This is a genomic window from Stenotrophomonas sp. Marseille-Q4652 (assembly GCF_916618915.1).
In the GTDB taxonomy this organism is placed as follows: Bacteria; Pseudomonadota; Gammaproteobacteria; order Xanthomonadales; family Xanthomonadaceae; genus Stenotrophomonas.
Genome location: NZ_CAKAKE010000001.1, coordinates 2,404,041 through 2,422,059, shown reverse-complemented (window position 1 = coordinate 2,422,059; position 18,019 = coordinate 2,404,041). Strand labels below are relative to the sequence as shown.

Below are 18,019 nucleotides of genomic sequence, written 5' to 3'. Positions count from 1 at the left end.
AATGCGTATTGCCACCAGTTGACCAGCTCTTGCCAAGCAAACTGGCCAGCTGCGGCGCTCAAGATACCGACAGCCGGCAGTGGCTTGACCGGCGGGAAGCGACCCCTAGACCAACTGGTTGCATCAACCAGGCTGATGGAACGACTTAGTCGCTGGTGGGGATAGATTTCAGTTTCTCGGCAACAAGCGCTTGTGCTTTCTCGATTTCCACGGAGTTCGGCGTGGGAAGCTTGGAGATCTCCGTCCGGTATTGCTCGTTGTAGGTATCGATGAACAGTGCCATGTGGAATCGATACTTCACGGCCTCTGACGGTATTGGTACGTCCAGTTTCCTGCTGATGAGCGCGGCGTAGGATGCCTGTGCAGGGGTGGGTTCCTTCAAGTCCCAGTCCATGCATTCGGCTACCAGGCGCTCAAGCTGCTTCTCGAGCTTGCGGACGAAGGTTTGCCTGATCGCCCTATCCTTAACCCGTTCCCATTGGACGCAAATGGCCTCCTCCATAGCGGGAGCTATGCAGAGCTCGAGAGTGAGATCCACACCAGGGTTGACGAGGTAGAGGGCCATGTCTCGGTTGCGGCAGGAGGAACGGGCAAGGAGGAAGCCTATCTTAGCTGATTTCACATAAATTTCATGTAATCGGTAGTCGTGCCATAAATTTCTTGATCGCCCATTTCGGTGCGATCATGGCTGCCAAGACCATTTATTCAACGGCTTACCGGCGACTGGTTACCCGGCTGCGGGAACTTCGAGAAGCCGCAGGTATTTCCCAATCTGCCCTCGCGGCGACGCTGGGGTGGCCGCAGCAACGGCTTTCAGCCGTGGAAGCCGGTGCCCGCCGGTTGGACATCATGGAGTTCCTGCACCTTACGGGAGCCCTTGGCCTGTCTCCCGAGATGGCTATCCAGCTGGCTGCGGGCGCATCGACCAAGTCGCGCCTGACCCAGAGGAAAGGCTGATCCGATGAGCGTCGTAACGGGGAAGTCACTTTCCTCAACATACCAAGCGAGAAGAAGTGAGTCGCCGAATGTGCGGATCCGAGTGACTTAACGGCCCACTGCAAGCTCAGGAACTCCATCAACCTGGCGAACCAGCAGTCGTGCTCCAATCGTATCCAGAAACCCCCGGATCTCGCGCTGCATTCGCTTGACGGTTTCGATGCCGTCCAAGGCGGGTTGAGGGTCGCCTTGATCAAGCGAATAAACCGCATTGCCCAGGATTTCAGGCAAGGATATCGAGGCTTCCTTGGCTACGGCGACTCCAAGGATCGACTGTATTCGACGACGCGACAGGTTCAGGCGGTACGACTTCCCGCGTCGTTCATCCTGAATTTCCATCGAAATTGACGAAGGCGAGAAGTACGGGGTCACCGCATTCAAGCGAACGGCTCGGTCGTGGAAATCCAGTAGCGGCAGCCCCGCTGCGTCCAACTTGGCGGCAAGCGCCCTCAGTCCTGTGAGAGCGTGATCGTCGTCGATGAGAACCCAGCCGGTGCCTCTGGCTATAGACACGCCAACGGCTAACTCTTCAATGTCTTCCCCGCGGCGCACGGCTGCAAGCCAGTTCAGTAGTTCGATCTGGTCTGTGCCCAGATCGACATGGACTTGCCGCTCTCGGCCCGCGATGCCGACAGCAAATGGTTCTGAAGGCTTGCCAGGAATATCGACGGGATCCTTGAAGGGGGCGGTGTGGCCGATGGGAATCGTGAAGGTATCCGCGTCGAGTGCTGGACCGCCCTGTCGAATGGCATCGACGAAGGCTTTGGCGCCTGCAGCATTGGAACCACCGGCTAACTCTTTCGCCGTGAACCACGCGAAACGCTCGGGATGTGCAGCCAGACAGCGCAGTAGGTCAGTCTTGCCCGTATCCTTCAGGGCAACCTTGAAAGGCTGGATGTGATACTCAGTAGCGGAGTAGGCGCTCTTGGCACCCTCCAAGGCCGTGTAGTGGAGGGGCTCATCCACGGGAGTGACTGCCTCGAAAGCATTGCTAGGAATCTCGAGTTCTTCCCGCAGCTCCCGCCTTGCGGCCTGGGAGAAGGCATAGCGGATGTGACTGGGGTCGATCTCCATGCTGGGATCGAAAAAATCCAGACACTGGGAGGCGGTCAGATACACCAACTCCGGCAGATCCTCGTTGGAAACTCTGCCCCCCGGGAACACAAATTGGCCTCGGCTCCCATCCCGATGGAGTGCCGGATCCTCCCGACGCACCATCAGAAATTTTCCGTCCATTGCGATCCACGCCCAGGAAACCCAGACCCGGCGGATCGGTACCAACCCGGACGGCAATACTGCTCGGAGCTCCTCTGATCGTTTGATGAGCGCCCGCTGCCGGTCGACGAGGTACTCACTGGCATTCCAAAAGCCGGGTTCCAGCAGCCGGAACTCTGCTTCGCCCAAGCCACCCAGCACGCTGCGGGCCAGGAGAGAGGCCGGGAAGGAAACGAAGGCCCATACCCCGGCACCCAAACGCGCCTCATCGAGCACAGACAGGGCCTGGAGCAGGCGTCGGACGACGCTGAGTACCGAGCCGGCCTCCTCCGCCCCGACGCCCGTGGCGTGGATTAGGCGCCCGATGAGGTCGGTCTCGGGGATCTCTTCCCGGTCACTGCTCTCCTCGGCGATCCGGGGGAGGATTCGGGAGACCTCGGCCAGTAGTTCATTCGAAGAGTGCATGGGCCTATTGTGACCGCACTAGCCCGCGGTGCACCAAAGGCGGTCCTCCGCCTCGGCTCCTCCCGGCTGGAAGGGGCTGGCGACAAACTGAGCGACTTGGCGGGGACGGCCCGTTAAAGTATCAAGGTTTAGGCGCCACGGCGCCAAACCGAGGCCGACCGCCAACCCAGCCACTCCAAGGTTCCCGTGACAGCTCTTACCTCTGAAGCCGACGCCCGCATCCTGATCGACGACCTGCTCCGGGTTGCCGGCTGGAACCCGGCTGACAAGTCGCAGGTACGTACCGAGGTGCCGCTGAGCGAGACCTTCCATGTCGCCGAGACCGCTACGGGTGGTGGTGCGATCCGCACAGTCGATGTCGGCTCGCTGGGTTTCGCGGACTACGTCCTGCTCGACCAGCGTGGCCGCCCCTTGGCAGTTGTCGAGGCCAAGAAGCAGGCAATCAACCCCTACACCGCCAAGCAACAGGCGCTGCCCTACGCCAAGAAGATCGGTGCTCCCTTCATTTTCCTTACTAATGGCGAGCTGACCTATTTTTGGGACTACCTGAACGACGACGCCCGCCCGGTCGCCTCGTTTTACTCGCGCCGCGATCTGGAGCGCCTTGTCCATCTGCGCACCGAGCGTAAGCCACTGGCCGAGGTTGCCATCCCGGACACCTATGTCCGTACCGGCGAAACCCGCAGCCTGCGTCCCTACCAGCAGGAGGCGATGAAGGCCCTCGACCACGCCGTCGAGCTGGGCAAGCGGCGTTTCCTGATCGAGCTGCCTACGGGCTGCGGCAAGACCGACCTGATCGGCCTGTACCTGAAGCGCCTGATCCAGGCCGGCCATGCTGAGCGCATCCTGTTTTTGGTTGACCGCGACCAGTTGGCCAAGCAGGCGATCGAGGCCATCCAGGACTTGCTGCCCAACTATTCCAGCTACTGGCTCAAGCCGGGCGTCGCGCGACAGGAAAAGCAGATCACGGTCTGTCTGCTGCAAACCATGATTGGCCGCCATGAGGAATTTTCCAGCGGCTATTTCGATTTGCTGGTGATGGACGAATGCCATCGCTCCATCTACGGTTCGTGGCAAACCGCGCTGTCGCACTTCGATGCCTTGCACATTGGCCTGACTGCGACGCCGGCCATGTACATCGAGCGCAATACCTTCAGCTTCTACCAGTGTAAGGACAACGCGCCCGATTACTCGTATTCGATCCAGGAGGCGTTCAAGAACGGCCATCTGACGCCTTACAGATTCGCTACCGGCATAACCACGCTGATGAGCGAAGGTGCGGAGGTCGAGGGCGTCGAGTACGACCCGGCAGAGTTCGAGCGCAAGTGGACAAACGAGGCCAGCAATAAGCTGATGATGGTCGAGTTCGACAAGCTCGCCTGGGCGAACTACAAGGAGCTTGCGCCCGGCCAAAAGGATGGGCCCGGCAAGGCCGTGGTGTTCGCTATCACCAAGCACCATGCTGCACGACTGGCGCAGTACCTCAATGAACTTCACCCAGAATTCAAGGGCAAGTACGCCGAAGTTATAACCTCGGACATCGCAGATGCCGATGACGCAATCCGCCGCTTCAAGCAGGACAAGCTGCCGATGGTGGCGGTGAGCGTAGGCATGTTGGACACCGGCTTCGACTGCCGCGAAGTGCTGCACCTGGTCATGTGCCGCCGTGTGCGTAGCCCCATTCTTTACCAGCAGATGCGTGGACGTGGTACCCGTACCGCACCGCACATCGACAAGCAGAAGTTCGTGATCTACGACTTCTTCGGCAACCATGAGTACTTCAATGACTCTGACACTGACGCGTTCACCGGCGCTGGTGGAGGTGGCAGCGGCGGCCGTCCGCGTCCGCCCGGTCCGGGGGGGCGCGAGCTGGTCGAACTGGGGCTGGATGATGAATGGCTGCATGCGGTCAGCTACATCGAAGTCGGGCCGGATGGCGAGCGCGTGGACAAGCGGGAATACGTCACCGAGTGGGAAAAGGCCGTGCAGCAAGGTGCGGACAACGACCCGGTGATCGCCAAGGTCAAAGCGGGTGCAGAGCTGAGCGAACAGGAAGAGACCGAGCTGGCCCATCGCCTCAACCAGCCACAGAAGTACTTTAACGAAGACAACCTGCGCCGCGCGTACCGTAAGCCTGGTGGCAACCTCGTGGATTTCATCCGCGAAGCCTTGGGTTTGATCAAGACCAAAAGCCGGCCGGAAATTGTCGAAGAAAACTTCCGGGCCTGGTTGGTCAGTAAGAGCTTCACTCCGGAACAAGCCCAATACCTTTCCCTCCTCAAGAACCGTGGTTTGGTGAAGGGCAAGGTCAGCATCGACGACTTGTTTAGTCCGCCGTTGTCCCTGCTCAATGCCGCCGGCATCGGCATCGAGATGTTCGGCGAAAAGGGACTGAACGCCGTATTGGAAGAAATCAACCAGACCGTGCTGGCCGCCTGAGCGCCGTACGCCACAACATCCAAGAGAAGCAATGAACAACGAACTGCGCCGCAAGCTCGACAAGATTACCGACGTACTCTGGGCCGGTGGCGTCACCAATCCAGTGACGTATATCGAGCAAATTTCCTATCTGATCTTCCTCAAGCTGCTGGACGAGGAAGAAACACTGCGCGAGCAGCGTGCCCGCCTTGGTGCGACTGGCGGCAACGCCAAATTGCTTTTCCCCGCACAGTCCGAGCGTTATCGCTGGCAGAAGTGGCGCTTCAAGAGCGGAAATGAGCTGCGCGACTACATCCGGGACGAGGTGTTTCCATACATGGCGTCGCTGGCCAAGGACGAGCCGGAGGTGGCCGACTACTTCCGCGACGCAGTGCTTGAGATCGTTGACCCCAGCGTGTTGAAGCAAGTGGTGGACGAACTGGACGGATTCGAGTTCACCAAGCTTGGCCCGGACGTGAAGGGCGACATCTTCGAATACCTGCTGGTACACCTGGGTAGCAGTTCGCTCAACGGTCAGTTTCGAACGCCACGTCAGATTCGTTCCTTCATGGTCGAAATGGTCGACCCGGACATCGGCGACACCTTGTTCGACCCGGCCTGCGGCACCGCGGGTTTCCTGATCGATGCGGTAGATCACTTGCTGGTTAAGTATTCCGACCACGTCAGCGAATACCCGATCTACGGCGAAGAATGGCTGGAAAGGAAAGGTAAGTCGCTGGCGGAGCTGAAAACCGAAATACCCCGCCTTCAGACCTATCGCAAAGGTGCGGGCGAAAAGATTCCAGACTGGGATGTATTGGAGGCCAGCGTCTACGGCATAGATGTGTCGAGGCAGATGGTGCGCATCGCCATGATGAACCTGGTGCTGCACGGTATTCGTCATGCGAGGCTCAAGCGTGCCAACTCGCTCAGCGATATGGGTGGCTTGAACGAGGATGACCTGCGCCGCAAGTACAAGGTCATCCTCGCCAATCCACCGTTTGCCGGACAGTTGCCTAAGGATTCCATTCGCGCGGATTTACCGACCAACAGCAAAAAGAGCGAACTACTGTTCCTCAGCCTGATGATGCAGCACCTGGCTCCCGGTGGTCGCTGCGCGGTCGTCGTGCCGGAGGGTTTGTTGTTCGGTTCCACGGGCGCACACGTGGAATTGCGAAAGAAATTGGTGAGCGAGTTCGATCTGCTTGCGGTCGTGAGCCTGCCTGCTGGTGTATTCAAGCCTTATGCGGGTGTTAAGACGTCAGTGCTGGTATTCCGCAAGCCGGCATCGGACACGGCGAAACGGCTGGACAAAGTATGGTTCTACGAGATTCGCAACGATGGTTACGATCCGGATAAGGTGTCCGGTGGTGGTCGGGTGGAAACGCCGGAGAAGAACGACATCCCGGATTTGCTAGCGCAATGGAAGGCATACAAGGCCAGCGGCTATGCCCAGCCGCCTGGTTTGGAGGCCAATGCGCTGTTGCCGCACGATACTGACGAGCCGACGTGTTGGTTCACAACGCGCGCGCGTTTGGCCGAAATCGATTACAACCTGGGCGCGGGACAATGGAAGCCGCGCCGTGCCGAAGCGGTATCCGACGAAGATCCACGCGATTTGATTGCTGATGTGTTGGGCGATTACCGCGACGTGGTTTCCGGACTCGAGAAATTGTTGGCGGAGTTGGCGAAATGACTTGGCTGACTGCGAGCTTGCGCCGGATTGCCCCGCCATCTTCAGCACGAATAACATTCAAGCCGGATCAGAAAGTCTGGAATCTTTCGCTAGATCAGATTGAGAGCGATACGGGCGAGATTGTCGAAAAGCGATTCACTCAAGCCGATGAGGCGGGCTCGTCCACGTTCAATTTCGATACGGGCAATGTGCTTTATTCCAAGCTGCGCCCGTATCTCAACAAGGTCACGCTGCCTGATGAGCCAGGCATTGCCACGACGGAGTTGATTCCACTTCGACCCATTGCAGAAGCGCTGGATGCAAAGTTCTTGGCATATTACCTGCGTTCGCCCGCTTTCGTGAATCAGGCCTCGCATCATGTGGCGGGCGCAAAAATGCCACGGGTGGTGATGGATTGGTTTTGGGAACACGAGGCGCCACTGCCCCCGTTGAGCGAACAGCACCGCATCGTCGAACTGCTCGGTCAAGCTGACGCCTTGCGCCGTCTGCGCCGCGCCGCCGACGCCAAAGCTGCACGCATCCTGCCCGCGCTGTTCTTAAGGATGTTCGGTGACCCGGCGGCGAATCCGAAGGGGTGGGCTGTTGAACCGCTGAATGAAATTTCCAGCCCGCGCCAATGGCCGACGATATCCGGGAAGGAACTGACCGAATCGGGGTTTCCGGTTTACGGCGCGAATGGAAAAATTGGCTTCTATTCGAGCTACAACCATGAACATCCAACAGTGCTGATTACTTGTCGTGGCGCGACTTGCGGAACGATCAACGTCTGCGAACCGAAGAGCTACGTCACCGGCAACGCGATGGCGCTGGACGACCCTGATCCCAATAAAACGACCATCGAATTTCTCGAAACGTATCTTAACGTGCGTGGTTTGGATGACGCGATCACAGGTGCTGCACAACCGCAGATAACGCGTCAGAATCTTCAGAAGGTGAACGTGTTTGTTCCACCGTTTCCACTTGTGGAAGAATTTTCCGAACAAGCGAGAACCATCAAGCAAATGTTGGGGAAAACGGTTTCTGCCGGTGAGCAAGTCGAAAGGACTTTTGCGTTGCTGCTGCAAAAAGCCTTCGCGGGCGAACTTACCGCCAAGTGGCGACAGGCGCACATGGCCGAGTTGTTGCAGGAGATGCAGCAACAAGCGCAAGCCCTGAACCTGCCCCTGCCGGGTAGCGTGGCATGAGCACCAAGAAGCCAACTTCGCAGAAAACGGCGGTGAAGGCAGCCGGCGCGCTGCCCAGCGGCTATGTCGATTGGCTGGGCGAACTGAAAACCCGCATCCACGCCGCACAACAACGCGCCGCGCAAGCGGTAAACCGCGAACTGGTGCTGCTGTATTGGCAAATTGGCCGTGACATTCTGCAACGGCAAGCCGAACAAGGCTGGGGCAGCAAGGTCATTGACCGGCTGGCGCGCGACCTGCGCAACGCCTTTCCGGACATGCACGGATTCTCCCCGCGAAACCTCAAATACATGCGCGCCTTCGCCGAGGCCTGGCCGGATGCCGGATTTGTGCAAGCAGTGCTTGCACAATTGCCGTGGTATCACCAGCTCGCTCTGCTAGACAAGCTGAAAACGGCCGAAGAACGCCAGTGGTATGCCCTCAAGGCGGCTGAGCACGGCTGGTCGCGTAACGTGCTGGCCATGCAGATCGAATCCGGCCTGCGCGAGCGAAGTGGCAATGCCATAACCAACTTTGAAGTGCAGTTGCCCAAACCGCAATCCGACCTTGCCCGCGAATCACTGAAGGATCCGTACAAGCTGGACTTCCTCGGGCTGGGCAAGGAGGCCGAAGAGCGTGCCATCGAATCTGCGTTGGTGCAGCACGTCGCCCGCTTCCTGGTCGAGCTTGGCGCAGGCTTTGCCTATGTGGGACGACAAGTGCATGTGGAAGTCGCTGGTGATGACTTCTACATCGACTTGCTGTTCTATCACCTGAAGTTGCGCTGCTACGTCGTGGTAGAGCTGAAATCCGGAAAATTCGAGCCGGAAGATGCCGGGCAGTTGAGTTTCTACATGACCGCTGTGGACAGGCAGGTCAAGCATGTCGACGACCAGCCAACCATTGGCCTGTTGTTGTGCAAGAGCAAGAATCATGTGGTGGCCGAATACGCGTTGTCCGGCATCGAGAAGCCCATCGGCGTGGCCGAGTACGAACTGGTCCGGCAGTTGCCGGAAAAGCTGAAAACCGATCTGCCCAGCATCGAGGAAATCGAGCGCGAGCTGGAAAACATCGACGAGGAGCCGGAAGCATGAGCCGCCGCCTGCACGCCCTGCACGTGGGCAACTTCAAGGCCTTCGCCGATACCCAGCGCATACCGCTCAAACCCATAACCCTAGTGTTCGGTCCGAACAGCTCTGGAAAGTCTAGCTTCATCCATAGTCTTGCCCTGGCGCATGAAGCTCAGTTTGGTCGCGACAAGCAAGGTCGTGCGCGGTTAGATGTGCACCACACCGAGGTCGGTGGCAGCGCCATAGACCTGGGTGGCTATCGCCAGTTCGTACATCGCGGTCAGCTCCGCAACAGTGTGGTGTGGGGCGCTGAGATCAAGACTGCGGGATTAAAGGACGACCCGAACTTACGTCATCTGGCCGGCCTGCTCTCGCCAGTGGACACCCTGCAGGTCTTCATCCATCTCGGCATCAAGCTGAACAAGTTCGATAGGCCGACCAGCGAGTCCGTGCCTCGCGTGGATTCGATCGAGTTTCGAGCTAATGACGAAGACCTCCTGTACATGGCTCGTCGTGACGAAGCCGGCGGCACACTGCGAATTCTCCGGTTCGCTGGAAAAAATCCGGTGTTTCGGCAGTTGATTAGGGCCATCGTCGAGGGGTATACCACCACGACGGAAATGCGTGACGAGGATTTTTCTCCGGCCGATGAAGCCATCTCTGGTCTTTTGCCGGAACTGGTAGTGCGCATGGGAGCATTCCTTCCAACGGGCGTGGATTTGCCGCAGGTCGAGACTGCAGATTCGCCTGCGGCGCAGATGTTTTTTCCCGTCAGCAAGGGGAATCGTGCTGAAGACATTGCACAGGCGATCCGCTTCCAGATGCCACGTAGTTTGAACGATCTGGTCAAGGGCATTGCCGAAGTTCTGGCCGGCGAGCTCCATGGCTTTAAGTACCTTGGTCCGCTCCGTGATGTGCCGCCACGCCACGTGGCCTTCCAGCAGCATCAGGATGAAAACTGGGTGTCCGGCGGCAAGTTTGCCTGGGAGCTGTTGCGCAAGGACGAGGCGCTGCGTGAAAAGGTGAACCAATGGTTAGCTGGACATCCTGGAAGGTCCAATTGGAATACCGCGCTTGACGCCATGGAGAAGGAAGCTCCGGCCAAGACGTGGATGAAGACGCCTTACCGACTCGAGATCGCTCGTTTCTATAGTGCTGGAGATCTGAAAGATCCTCTGGTCCGTGCCTTCATGAAGACGCCGCTGACTTTGGAGCAGCGACGGGAATTGCTTACCGGGGAACTGTCTGAGGTCGAGCATTTGCTTCAGTACCAGTACGAGCTTGACCAGGCCCAGGCAGAGGAGGAGTTGACCAAGCTGCGGCCGTGGCGCGACAAGATTGAAGCTGCGCGATCCAATGAAGAGCGCGAGGCAGTCATCACCGAAGCATTGCGGGAAGTGTCGTATCAGCAGGAGATCAACTACCAGGAGGCTCAGGCAGACCGGGCCGTCGATGCGTACGAGGAGGCATTGGGGAAATCTTGGGAGTTCGTGAAATCGCTGGAACAGGAGGGAGACATCGCCATTTCCGAACTGCGATTGATGGACGTAAACAAGCGCACACCAGTCTCGCTGCGTGACGTGGGTGTTGGCATTTCCCAAGTGCTTCCGGTATTGGCCTTGGCCTATGGCTCTAAACGGCAACTGGTTGCCATTGAACAGCCCGAGATTCACTTGCACCCCGCGTTGCAGGCAGAGCTTGGTGATGTCTTCATCGAATCGGCACTAAGTGAGAACGAAAACACCTTTATCTTGGAAACCCACAGCGAGCATCTGATCCTTCGCCTGCTGCGGCGAGTTCGCGAAGGCGCGCTCTCGCCAGAGAAAATTGCTGTTCTGTACGTGCAGCCGACAGGAACTGAAAGCAAAGTTCTTGAGATTCGTGTCGATGAGGATGGTGACTTTATTGACCGGTGGCCTGGCGGCTTCTTCGAGGAGTCCTTCCGTGAGCGCGAGGCGGGGCGCTGATTCATGCTGGTGCCATTCGTCATCGAAACTGATGCTTTGGCGGGCGAGGAACGTTGGACCGCCCGCGAGCTGCGTGGACATCATGAGGCTTTATTGCGTGCATGGAAACGAATTGGCCTCTTCGTGTTTGATGGGCAACATTTAAGCAACTCAGCTCTCAAGCAGGTCATTGACGCCTCCCTCGAAGGAAGCGTGATGCATGGATTGTGGCGTGGGTTTGTCGAGCGCGCACCTTCGGTTCCTGGCGGCGACAAGTGGCCCGGCACGATGAATGAAGTTGGGATTCCTGGCCTCGCCGAGGTGGCTCGAGTCTGCTTCACGAAGGACGCTGTCATTGATCAGTTTGAGGATGCGGCTCGTGCGGTCGATCTTGAGCTCCTTACCATTGCGGGAGCAGGGGGATGCCGCGGCTTTGCAGTCGGCGAGCAGAAGGCCGGAACTGGCATAGATCAAGGCGAGTCGGTGAGGAGTGTATGGTTGGAGCGTTTCGCGCCTCTGGCCGCGGCTCGCACGGACAAGCTTAAGAATATTTATGTTTCTGATCCTTATTCCGTCGAGCGATATATCGCCGAAGGCAAGGAAGGATTGGTTCGATTTCTTTCACTTTTGTCGGAAACGGCTCAATCCCGCAAGAACGTAACGGTTTATGCCAAGTGGCCCTATAGGGAAAATCGGCGTGTTCCCCGTGAATTGATTATCGAGTCCCTGAGGGCAATGAGAGTCGGCAATGATCTCGAATTGGTTTCAAAGCTTTCCGTGGTCTTGGGAAATAACGCAGAACAATTCCCTCGTGAACGCTTCATCATGTTCGGTGAAACGTACGTGTGGGAAATTGGGCATGTGTTGGAGGTCTTCGACGCCGCGATTGTGACCAAGAAGCACAACGCAAGCCTTAAGACGTGGGAATCTACTGAGTTCTATGGGAAGTGGCTGGACGACTTGCAGATGAATGAGCGTCTGGAGATCTGGTGATTCCACGCTTCCTGGACAAGTTTCAAGCGATGCGATAGGTAGTGCGTGTCCGCCTCAATTCCTCCCGTCTAAATGGATGAATTCTTCAAGCTGGCCAACCGACCTTGAAGAGCAGCTTCCTTGCCCATTCAGTACGACGTCATTGAATGTCGCCGGCTTATTCGGCGCTATGCCCTTCAGGCGAGCACTGCGGCTGCTGCCTTTGTGGTAATTCCGCTCCCGCTCGGCGCAGCCGGACATGATCGGACTCGATCTGGTCAACCCGATACAGAAGCGCTTAGTCAACGCCCTTTGCGATCATGCCGGGGGTCGATAAGACCTGGATCAGGAGAAAGCTGGAAAGACAGGGTTCGAGTTCCCCGCAGCGACGAGTTGCTGCTCAGATGACTCGAAAGCTGGCCGTACTAGGGCTTGAACGGGCCGCAGATGCCGGAGCTGTCCGCTTGCTCGGGCGATCTGCGGGGAGGGCCGTGCCGCTGGCTGCTTCAGCTATCGCGGGCGCCATTGCCGCTCGCAACACATGGCAGCTTGGCATGTGTTGCCTGGAATTGGTCCAAATCGGTAGCAGGAGATCCCTAGGATCCCCTATTCGGTAACCGCTTGGAGCTTGCTGCCAGCGCGGCACTCCGCCTCACCTCCTCTCACCCACCTAAGCCACGGCCTCAGGATTTGTCCGAAGCAGGCTGTGCTGTCTAAGCCGTCGACCAGTCGCACGCAATGAGACGGGAGGGGCGTAGTCAGAAGTCTTGAGAACTTAAGGGGTAAAGGATGGACAGGTTCGAGTGGATGGGAGTTAAGGCCATCATGCCCGGCGCGCTTTGCATGCTGGCATCGCTGGCGGCTATCTGGCTGCTTTCCGGCCTCCAAGGCAGCCCGTACACAGCGGGATTGTGGGACACCCTTAGGTGGGTCCCAGCAGCAGTGTTTGGCGTCGGCTTGTTACTTACCGCACACGCCATGTATCGCCTGTGGCGGTGGCAACGCGGCGAAGGCCTGCTTTGCGACTGCGGCGGATTGTTGGGGCACGAGATCGATGGGCGCTACGGCTTGTATCGACGATGCCTCGCGTGCGGCCGGAACGTAAACGAGCGGCACTACCGGACCTGATCCATAAGAAGTTGAGCTCGCCTGTAGTTGGGCGGATTCCAAGAACGAGGAGATATTTCAAAGTGGATAGCTTTGCCCCTTCCGACAATCGGGTTCTCCGCGAAGCCCTGACGGCCCAACTGCTAGGCCGGGTTGCCGATTCACTCGACATCACGCCCACCCAGTTCCAGCGTGCCAAGCTGGCCTACGAGACCATCAGCGACGTCGTCACTTCGAGTGCCGACCCTCGGTTGGCGACAGCGAAGGTTTTCCCCCAGGGATCGTTCGCTATCGGAACGGTTGTCCGCCCGCTTAACGACGCTGAGAGCGAATTCGACGTCGACTTGGCGTGCCGACTGGCGGCAAATACCTCACTTGCTCCGACAATGGCGAAAGCTCTGGTTGGCGCTCCCCTGAAGGCAGACGGACGCTACGCGGACAAGATCGAAGAAAAAACGCGCTGCTGGCGCGTGAACTATGCCGGCGAGTTCCACCTCGACATTTGCCCTCTGGTCCATGCCACTACCTCGGACGCCATCCCCGACAAGGATCTGGCGATGTGGATTCTCACGCATCCCGAAGAGTACACGAAATGGTTCAACGAGCGTGCTGACCAAGCCCGTACCCGCCTGTTGCTGGACTCTGCCGTCCTGAAAGCGGAAGTGGCTCCATTTCCGGAAGAAAATGCATACAAGGGTTGGCTCCGCCGGATTGTCCAGTTGTTGAAGCGACACCGCGGCACATGGGGTTTTCGTGTGGGCGGCTGGCAGGCGGAATTTGCTCCGATCTCGATCATCATCACGACCTTGGCAGCAATGTCGTTCGAGCGGGAATTTCGTTCCGGGCGCCAATTTTCCAATCCCTATAACCTGATTCAGCGAGTCATCGCCGGCATGCCGGCATTCATCGAACAGCGGATCATCGCCGGTCGGGTCGAATGGTGGATCCAGAGCCCGGTGGCTGCCGAGAATTTCGCCAACCGCTGGAACCAGGATCAGCGTTGGGCCATAGCCTTCAGGGAGTGGCACACAGTGGCGCTTGCGAGTGTGCACGAACTCGTGTCCGTCACGGGACTTGATGGCGCACGGCCGGTGCTCGACAGCGCCTTCGGTGCGTCGATGGCGGCCAAGGCGATCAACTCGTATTCCCAGCGAGTGCGGACTGCACGCGACAGTGGCGCTCTTCGTTTTGCTCCCGCTGCCGGGGGACTCACGGTCTCCAGTGCGGTCGCCGGGATGCCCGTAACCCGACATACGTTCTTCGGTGACTAGCATCGGCTATACGAGAATCCACAAGCTAGATCTTGGCACGCAGCTTCTGCACTTACGCGCCATGAAGCTTCCCGGCGCACATGGGCAGTTGCGAGCAGGATTGCTGACTTTCGAGTACATCGCACAACCAACCTCGATCAGTCGGGAATACTCATTGCGGTTAACGTATGGGCGTGGTGATCGGCCTGAGGTGCGGGTGCTTGCACCGAACATTCCGGAGTTGGCGGCAGGGCATGGGCGGGTTCCGCATCTATACGAACACAGCCATCCCGTAAGGTTGTGTCTATACCTTCCGCGTGCTCGCGAGTGGGGGCCGGAGATGTCTTTGGCGCAGACGATCGTTCCATGGTCGATCGACTGGTTGTTTTACTTTGAGATATGGCTCGCAACCGGTGAATGGAATGGGGGAGGAGAACATCCGCTGCCAGAGCGCCCCGAAACGAATCAGAAGCGCAATCGGAAAAAGGCTAAGGCGAAATGAAGAATGGATTGATGCGCGTCGTGGATCGTGTTTCCGAGTGGATAACTCGGGAGAGGCCGATTGAAAGGAAGCTCTTGGGAGCTGGATTTCTTTGCCTGGCAACAGCTGGAGCGGGCTCCGGATGGACGGTGGAAACGACGATCCTTGGTCGCCACGTGAAGTTCAGTCCATTTCCGCAAATGCCTGAAATTCTGAGCTGGATCCTTGTGGTCGTGGGTTCAACCGCAATTTTGGCGGGGATTCTGATCGGAGTCAGGCGCTATTTCCACGACCGTGCTGATCATGACAGCAAAGCTGTCCTAGTCATTGAGCAACGGGGTCTAAGGGATACAACTGACACGCCACTCGTCGGAGCAGTTCCGCGATCCGTCAAGGGGAGGAGGCAGGCCCTCACCGTCGATATTCGCGATCGCATCAAGGATGGCGTGGTCACAGATCCGGAGACTGCACTGGATCGCGTATCTGCATTGCCGCGGATGATTGAGCCGTATAGGAACGGGAAAGGCTCGTCCGACATGGTTGTCGCTTATGGTGGCCTATCTCCAGTGCCATTTACCTTTCTGGCGGGTGTGCTACTCGATGACGAAAGTCAGATCGTCGCCCTTGATTGGGACAGGACATCTGAGGCTTGGCGCCAGCTGAATGCCGATGACGATGGAGATTCCTTTGAGGTGACTGGAATCGAACAAATTCCTCTAGGAACAACGGAAGTGGTCGTTGCGGTCTCGGTGTCGTATCTCGTGGATCCGGGGGCAATCTCGAAGTCACGTCCATCATCTCCGATCGTTGAATTGAAGCTTCCGCGGCGATTCCCAGACAATCACTGGTCAGAGACCAAGCAGCAAAGGCTGGCAAAACAGTTTCTTGAAACAATGATCCGAATCGCAGATTCCGGTGTGGCTACGATCCACCTATTTCTGGCGGCACAGAACAGCGTGGTGTTCCGGCTTGGGCGCGTTTACGACAAGCGGAATTTGCCTCGGATTCTCGTTTACCAATATCAGAAGGGACGAGCGGTCGAGCATCCATGGAGCATTGAAATGCCAGTGCAGGATATAGGGAAGGCTGCTGTCGTACAGTCACTGCCAGGCGTCAATTAAGCGCCATAGGCGGCCTGTTCGAGTTCGGTTCGCAGCGTTGCGGCTATAATTCTGCGATTCACCTGACGTTACCCATGCCACCAGTCCCCGCGCCAATGCAGGATGTCATCCTGGCCGTGCTTCGCGTTGTGCGCGAAGCCGGCTTGGGTCGAATCAATCGAACGACGCTTATCAAGCTGATCTACCTGCTTGATTGTCTGCATGCCGAAACCCATGAAGGGGAAACTGCCAGCGGTTCTGCTTGGTATTTCTATTCCTACGGACCGTTCGCAACAGACTTGGTCGGTGCGGTTAGCGAAATGGCGAGTCGTGGAATAATCCACGACTACAGCGCGGAGTATGGGGATCAGGAGTACACGCAGTATTGGCTCGGCGAGTTCCCGCTCGGCCCTACGCTGAGCGATGTGGGATTGGCTCCAGCACAAGCTGCGCGCTTCGGATCCTTGATTCGAAAGTTCCGTCAAGATCTAAGCGGGCTTCTCGACCACACTTACTTCAAGACGCTACCGATGCAGTTAGCAACTCCTGGCCAGAACATCGACTTCTCGGTGTTGAGGGGAGTTGGCGAGGTAAAGCCACATCATCAGGTTGGAATCACGGATCAGACAAGACTGATGAGAATTCTGCAGCTTGGCGCGAATCTGGAGCGTAAGTACGCTGACTTGGAAGGCAACGCCAGGGCGATGGCTGCACATCGTCCGATCTATGACCGAGCCTACAGCGATGGAATGACTGCAATGGACGCAGAGTTGCAGAATGAACCTGACATCCAATTCACCGCACTCTTGTCCTAAAGGAAATCGAGGATGGCGTTCGGTAATGGAACACTGGTAAGCGAGGCGCTGCCGCCTTACGATCAAGACGTGCCGCCTACATGCGGACAACCGAAGATCGGCCAGATCGTTCGCACCGTCGTTCCCGAATTGGGTATGGCATGGAAGGTCTTCGATGCAACTCGATCAGACCAGACTTCACACAACTCGGCGTCAGGTACGATCAGGGGGGCTAATCCTCAGCATGATTGGAGGCCTAAACCGAATCGGCTCCCAATATTCCGGCTCGGTGTTGGCGAGTCCACCGAACTCCTCGCGCTGAATTCGAAGCTACGTCCTTGCATCGTGCTTGCAACGGCAGATGACATTCCCGACCTGCGACTTCCACAGCCCCAGCGAAACATCGCCAGGCAGGCCTTCATGCGACCGTCGTATCTGGTAGCGCCGCTCTTCTCTGTTGGCACACCAAACGAACCCAGATCGGTGACACCGACAATCGCAGCCCGTGCAGAGTGCTTGGTTTACCCGCAGCTCGTGTTTCTGCCTCGTACCGGTGGGATCATTCGGAATGACAGCGTGGCCCGCCTCGATCGGGCATTCTGGACGACCTTGCCGCAACCGACTGAGCTGGAGGCAATGTCTCTAAGCAGGATTAGGATGAGCATCCTCCATGGACAGCTACTGACCTTGCGCGGCTTGGCACCGGACCAGGACTACATCGATTTGGTCGAAATTCTGCGCACCGAGTTGGCGGAAGAACACGCCGAGCACTTGGAATAGTCCTGTCCAGAGTGGGGGATGCGGGTCGGTTTCGCACGGAGCACTAATATCGACCATGGACATAGAAACGGTCTTGTTCCGGCTTTGAAACCGCGCCAGACAAGACTTTCGGGACATGTCCATAGGCGGCTTACCTGCCGGTGCTCCACCCATGTCCTCAATCGCGGACTGCATGCCGCACTCAGTCCCTTTAACCGCCAGCTCGGTAAGGACCGCTTTTGGCCGATCCGCGTCGGCCGTTCGGCCACCGAGTCTGTCAATTCGAGTGGCAAGGCTGGTCAGTTCCGGTGGCGAGCGTGGGCAAGTTGTTGTCGTCGGTTAGCAGCCGAGTTCCTATGACTGGTCGAAAGCATGGCAAAGTATCCACTTGGTTATGGGCTTTATGTATCCAATACGAGTAGCTGATCATGCGCCTGAGTCAATGAATTTGCCGGTTCTACGTCAATGTATCCACTTTATGGCCACACGTAAGAAATGCGGTTGAGATGATGTCTCGGCCGGAGTAGTCGCGGCTGTTGCGACTACTTCCGGCTAAAACAAAAGAGGCGAAATGGGCTGGAACCCCA

Annotated in this window: 14 protein-coding genes; 12 read left to right on the top strand and 2 right to left on the bottom strand. The window is 57.7% G+C overall.

The window, feature by feature from the left end; genetic code table 11:
* Positions 1-145 precede the first annotated feature (145 nt).
* Positions 146-565, bottom strand: a complete 420-nt coding sequence (locus LG380_RS11525; protein WP_225765269.1) for a hypothetical protein — start codon at positions 563-565, stop codon at positions 146-148.
* A 95-nt stretch (positions 566-660) separates the two neighbouring features.
* Here LG380_RS11525 and LG380_RS11520 point away from each other — a divergent pair, with 95 nt between their 5' ends.
* Positions 661-957 carry a helix-turn-helix transcriptional regulator gene (locus LG380_RS11520; protein WP_225765268.1) on the top strand — a complete coding sequence of 99 codons (297 nt, stop codon included), beginning with the start codon at positions 661-663 and terminating at the stop codon, positions 955-957.
* An 87-nt stretch (positions 958-1,044) separates the two neighbouring features.
* Here the strand turns inward: LG380_RS11520 and LG380_RS11515 are convergent, their stop codons facing one another.
* Positions 1,045-2,676 carry an NUDIX domain-containing protein gene (locus tag LG380_RS11515; RefSeq protein WP_225765267.1) on the bottom strand — a complete coding sequence of 544 codons (1,632 nt, stop codon included), beginning with the start codon at positions 2,674-2,676 and terminating at the stop codon, positions 1,045-1,047.
* Positions 2,677-2,862: 186 nt separating this feature from the next.
* On the opposite strand from LG380_RS11515, the gene LG380_RS11510 reads away from it, so the two are divergent.
* The 11 genes from LG380_RS11510 (at position 2,863) to LG380_RS11460 (ending at position 17,453) form a co-directional block, all read left to right on the top strand.
* A complete protein-coding gene (locus LG380_RS11510; RefSeq protein WP_225765265.1) occupies positions 2,863-5,115 on the top strand; it encodes a type I restriction endonuclease subunit R in 2,253 nt (750 codons plus the stop codon).
* A gap of 31 nt (positions 5,116-5,146) precedes the next feature.
* Positions 5,147-6,790: a class I SAM-dependent DNA methyltransferase gene (locus LG380_RS11505; protein ID WP_225765264.1), complete on the top strand. Its 1,644-nt coding sequence runs from the start codon at positions 5,147-5,149 to the stop codon at positions 6,788-6,790.
* The gene (locus LG380_RS11500) at positions 6,787-7,974 is read left to right on the top strand and encodes a restriction endonuclease subunit S (protein ID WP_225765263.1); all 1,188 of its coding nucleotides are present in this window, start codon (positions 6,787-6,789) and stop codon (positions 7,972-7,974) included. The genes LG380_RS11505 and LG380_RS11500 overlap by 4 nt, the downstream gene beginning before the upstream one ends.
* Positions 7,971-9,047, top strand: coding sequence for a PDDEXK nuclease domain-containing protein (locus LG380_RS11495; protein WP_225765262.1), 1,077 nt, complete (start codon positions 7,971-7,973; stop codon positions 9,045-9,047). The genes LG380_RS11500 and LG380_RS11495 overlap by 4 nt, the downstream gene beginning before the upstream one ends.
* A complete protein-coding gene (locus LG380_RS11490) occupies positions 9,044-10,990 on the top strand; it encodes a DUF3696 domain-containing protein (protein ID WP_225765261.1) in 1,947 nt (648 codons plus the stop codon). Before LG380_RS11495 ends, LG380_RS11490 begins: the two co-directional genes overlap by 4 nt.
* A 3-nt stretch (positions 10,991-10,993) precedes the next feature.
* Positions 10,994-11,962, top strand: a complete 969-nt coding sequence (locus LG380_RS11485; protein ID WP_225765260.1) for a hypothetical protein — start codon at positions 10,994-10,996, stop codon at positions 11,960-11,962.
* Positions 11,963-12,730: 768 nt separating this feature from the next.
* Positions 12,731-13,069 carry a hypothetical protein gene (locus LG380_RS11480; RefSeq protein WP_225765259.1) on the top strand — a complete coding sequence of 113 codons (339 nt, stop codon included), beginning with the start codon at positions 12,731-12,733 and terminating at the stop codon, positions 13,067-13,069.
* Positions 13,070-13,131: 62 nt separating this feature from the next.
* Entirely contained in the window at positions 13,132-14,319 is a 1,188-nt protein-coding gene (locus tag LG380_RS11475; protein ID WP_225765258.1) for a nucleotidyltransferase, read from the top strand.
* A 492-nt stretch (positions 14,320-14,811) separates the two neighbouring features.
* On the top strand, positions 14,812-15,900 hold the full coding sequence (locus tag LG380_RS11470) for an SAVED domain-containing protein (RefSeq protein ID WP_263973781.1): 1,089 nt from the start codon (positions 14,812-14,814) through the stop codon (positions 15,898-15,900).
* Between the two features lie 95 nt (positions 15,901-15,995).
* Positions 15,996-16,694 (top strand): hypothetical protein, encoded by a 699-nt coding sequence (locus LG380_RS11465; RefSeq protein WP_225765255.1) that lies wholly within the window; start codon positions 15,996-15,998, stop codon positions 16,692-16,694.
* Positions 16,695-16,706: 12 nt separating this feature from the next.
* Positions 16,707-17,453: a hypothetical protein gene (locus tag LG380_RS11460; protein ID WP_225765253.1), complete on the top strand. Its 747-nt coding sequence runs from the start codon at positions 16,707-16,709 to the stop codon at positions 17,451-17,453.
* Positions 17,454-18,019 lie beyond the last annotated feature (566 nt).

What these genes read in the sequence shown, in the direction of transcription:
- LG380_RS11525 (WP_225765269.1), bottom strand. Translation starts at nt 565, where the DNA reads ATGGCCCTCTACCTCGTCAACCCTGGTGTGGATCTCACTCTCGAGCTC.
- LG380_RS11515 (WP_225765267.1), bottom strand. Translation starts at nt 2,676, where the DNA reads ATGCACTCTTCGAATGAACTACTGGCCGAGGTCTCCCGAATCCTCCCC.
- LG380_RS11505 (WP_225765264.1), top strand. Translation starts at nt 5,147, where the DNA reads ATGAACAACGAACTGCGCCGCAAGCTCGACAAGATTACCGACGTACTC.
- LG380_RS11500 (WP_225765263.1), top strand. Translation starts at nt 6,787, where the DNA reads ATGACTTGGCTGACTGCGAGCTTGCGCCGGATTGCCCCGCCATCTTCA.
- LG380_RS11495 (WP_225765262.1), top strand. Translation starts at nt 7,971, where the DNA reads ATGAGCACCAAGAAGCCAACTTCGCAGAAAACGGCGGTGAAGGCAGCC.
- LG380_RS11490 (WP_225765261.1), top strand. Translation starts at nt 9,044, where the DNA reads ATGAGCCGCCGCCTGCACGCCCTGCACGTGGGCAACTTCAAGGCCTTC.
- LG380_RS11485 (WP_225765260.1), top strand. Translation starts at nt 10,994, where the DNA reads ATGCTGGTGCCATTCGTCATCGAAACTGATGCTTTGGCGGGCGAGGAA.
- LG380_RS11480 (WP_225765259.1), top strand. Translation starts at nt 12,731, where the DNA reads ATGGACAGGTTCGAGTGGATGGGAGTTAAGGCCATCATGCCCGGCGCG.
- LG380_RS11470 (WP_263973781.1), top strand. Translation starts at nt 14,812, where the DNA reads ATGCGCGTCGTGGATCGTGTTTCCGAGTGGATAACTCGGGAGAGGCCG.
- LG380_RS11465 (WP_225765255.1), top strand. Translation starts at nt 15,996, where the DNA reads ATGCAGGATGTCATCCTGGCCGTGCTTCGCGTTGTGCGCGAAGCCGGC.
- LG380_RS11460 (WP_225765253.1), top strand. Translation starts at nt 16,707, where the DNA reads ATGGCGTTCGGTAATGGAACACTGGTAAGCGAGGCGCTGCCGCCTTAC.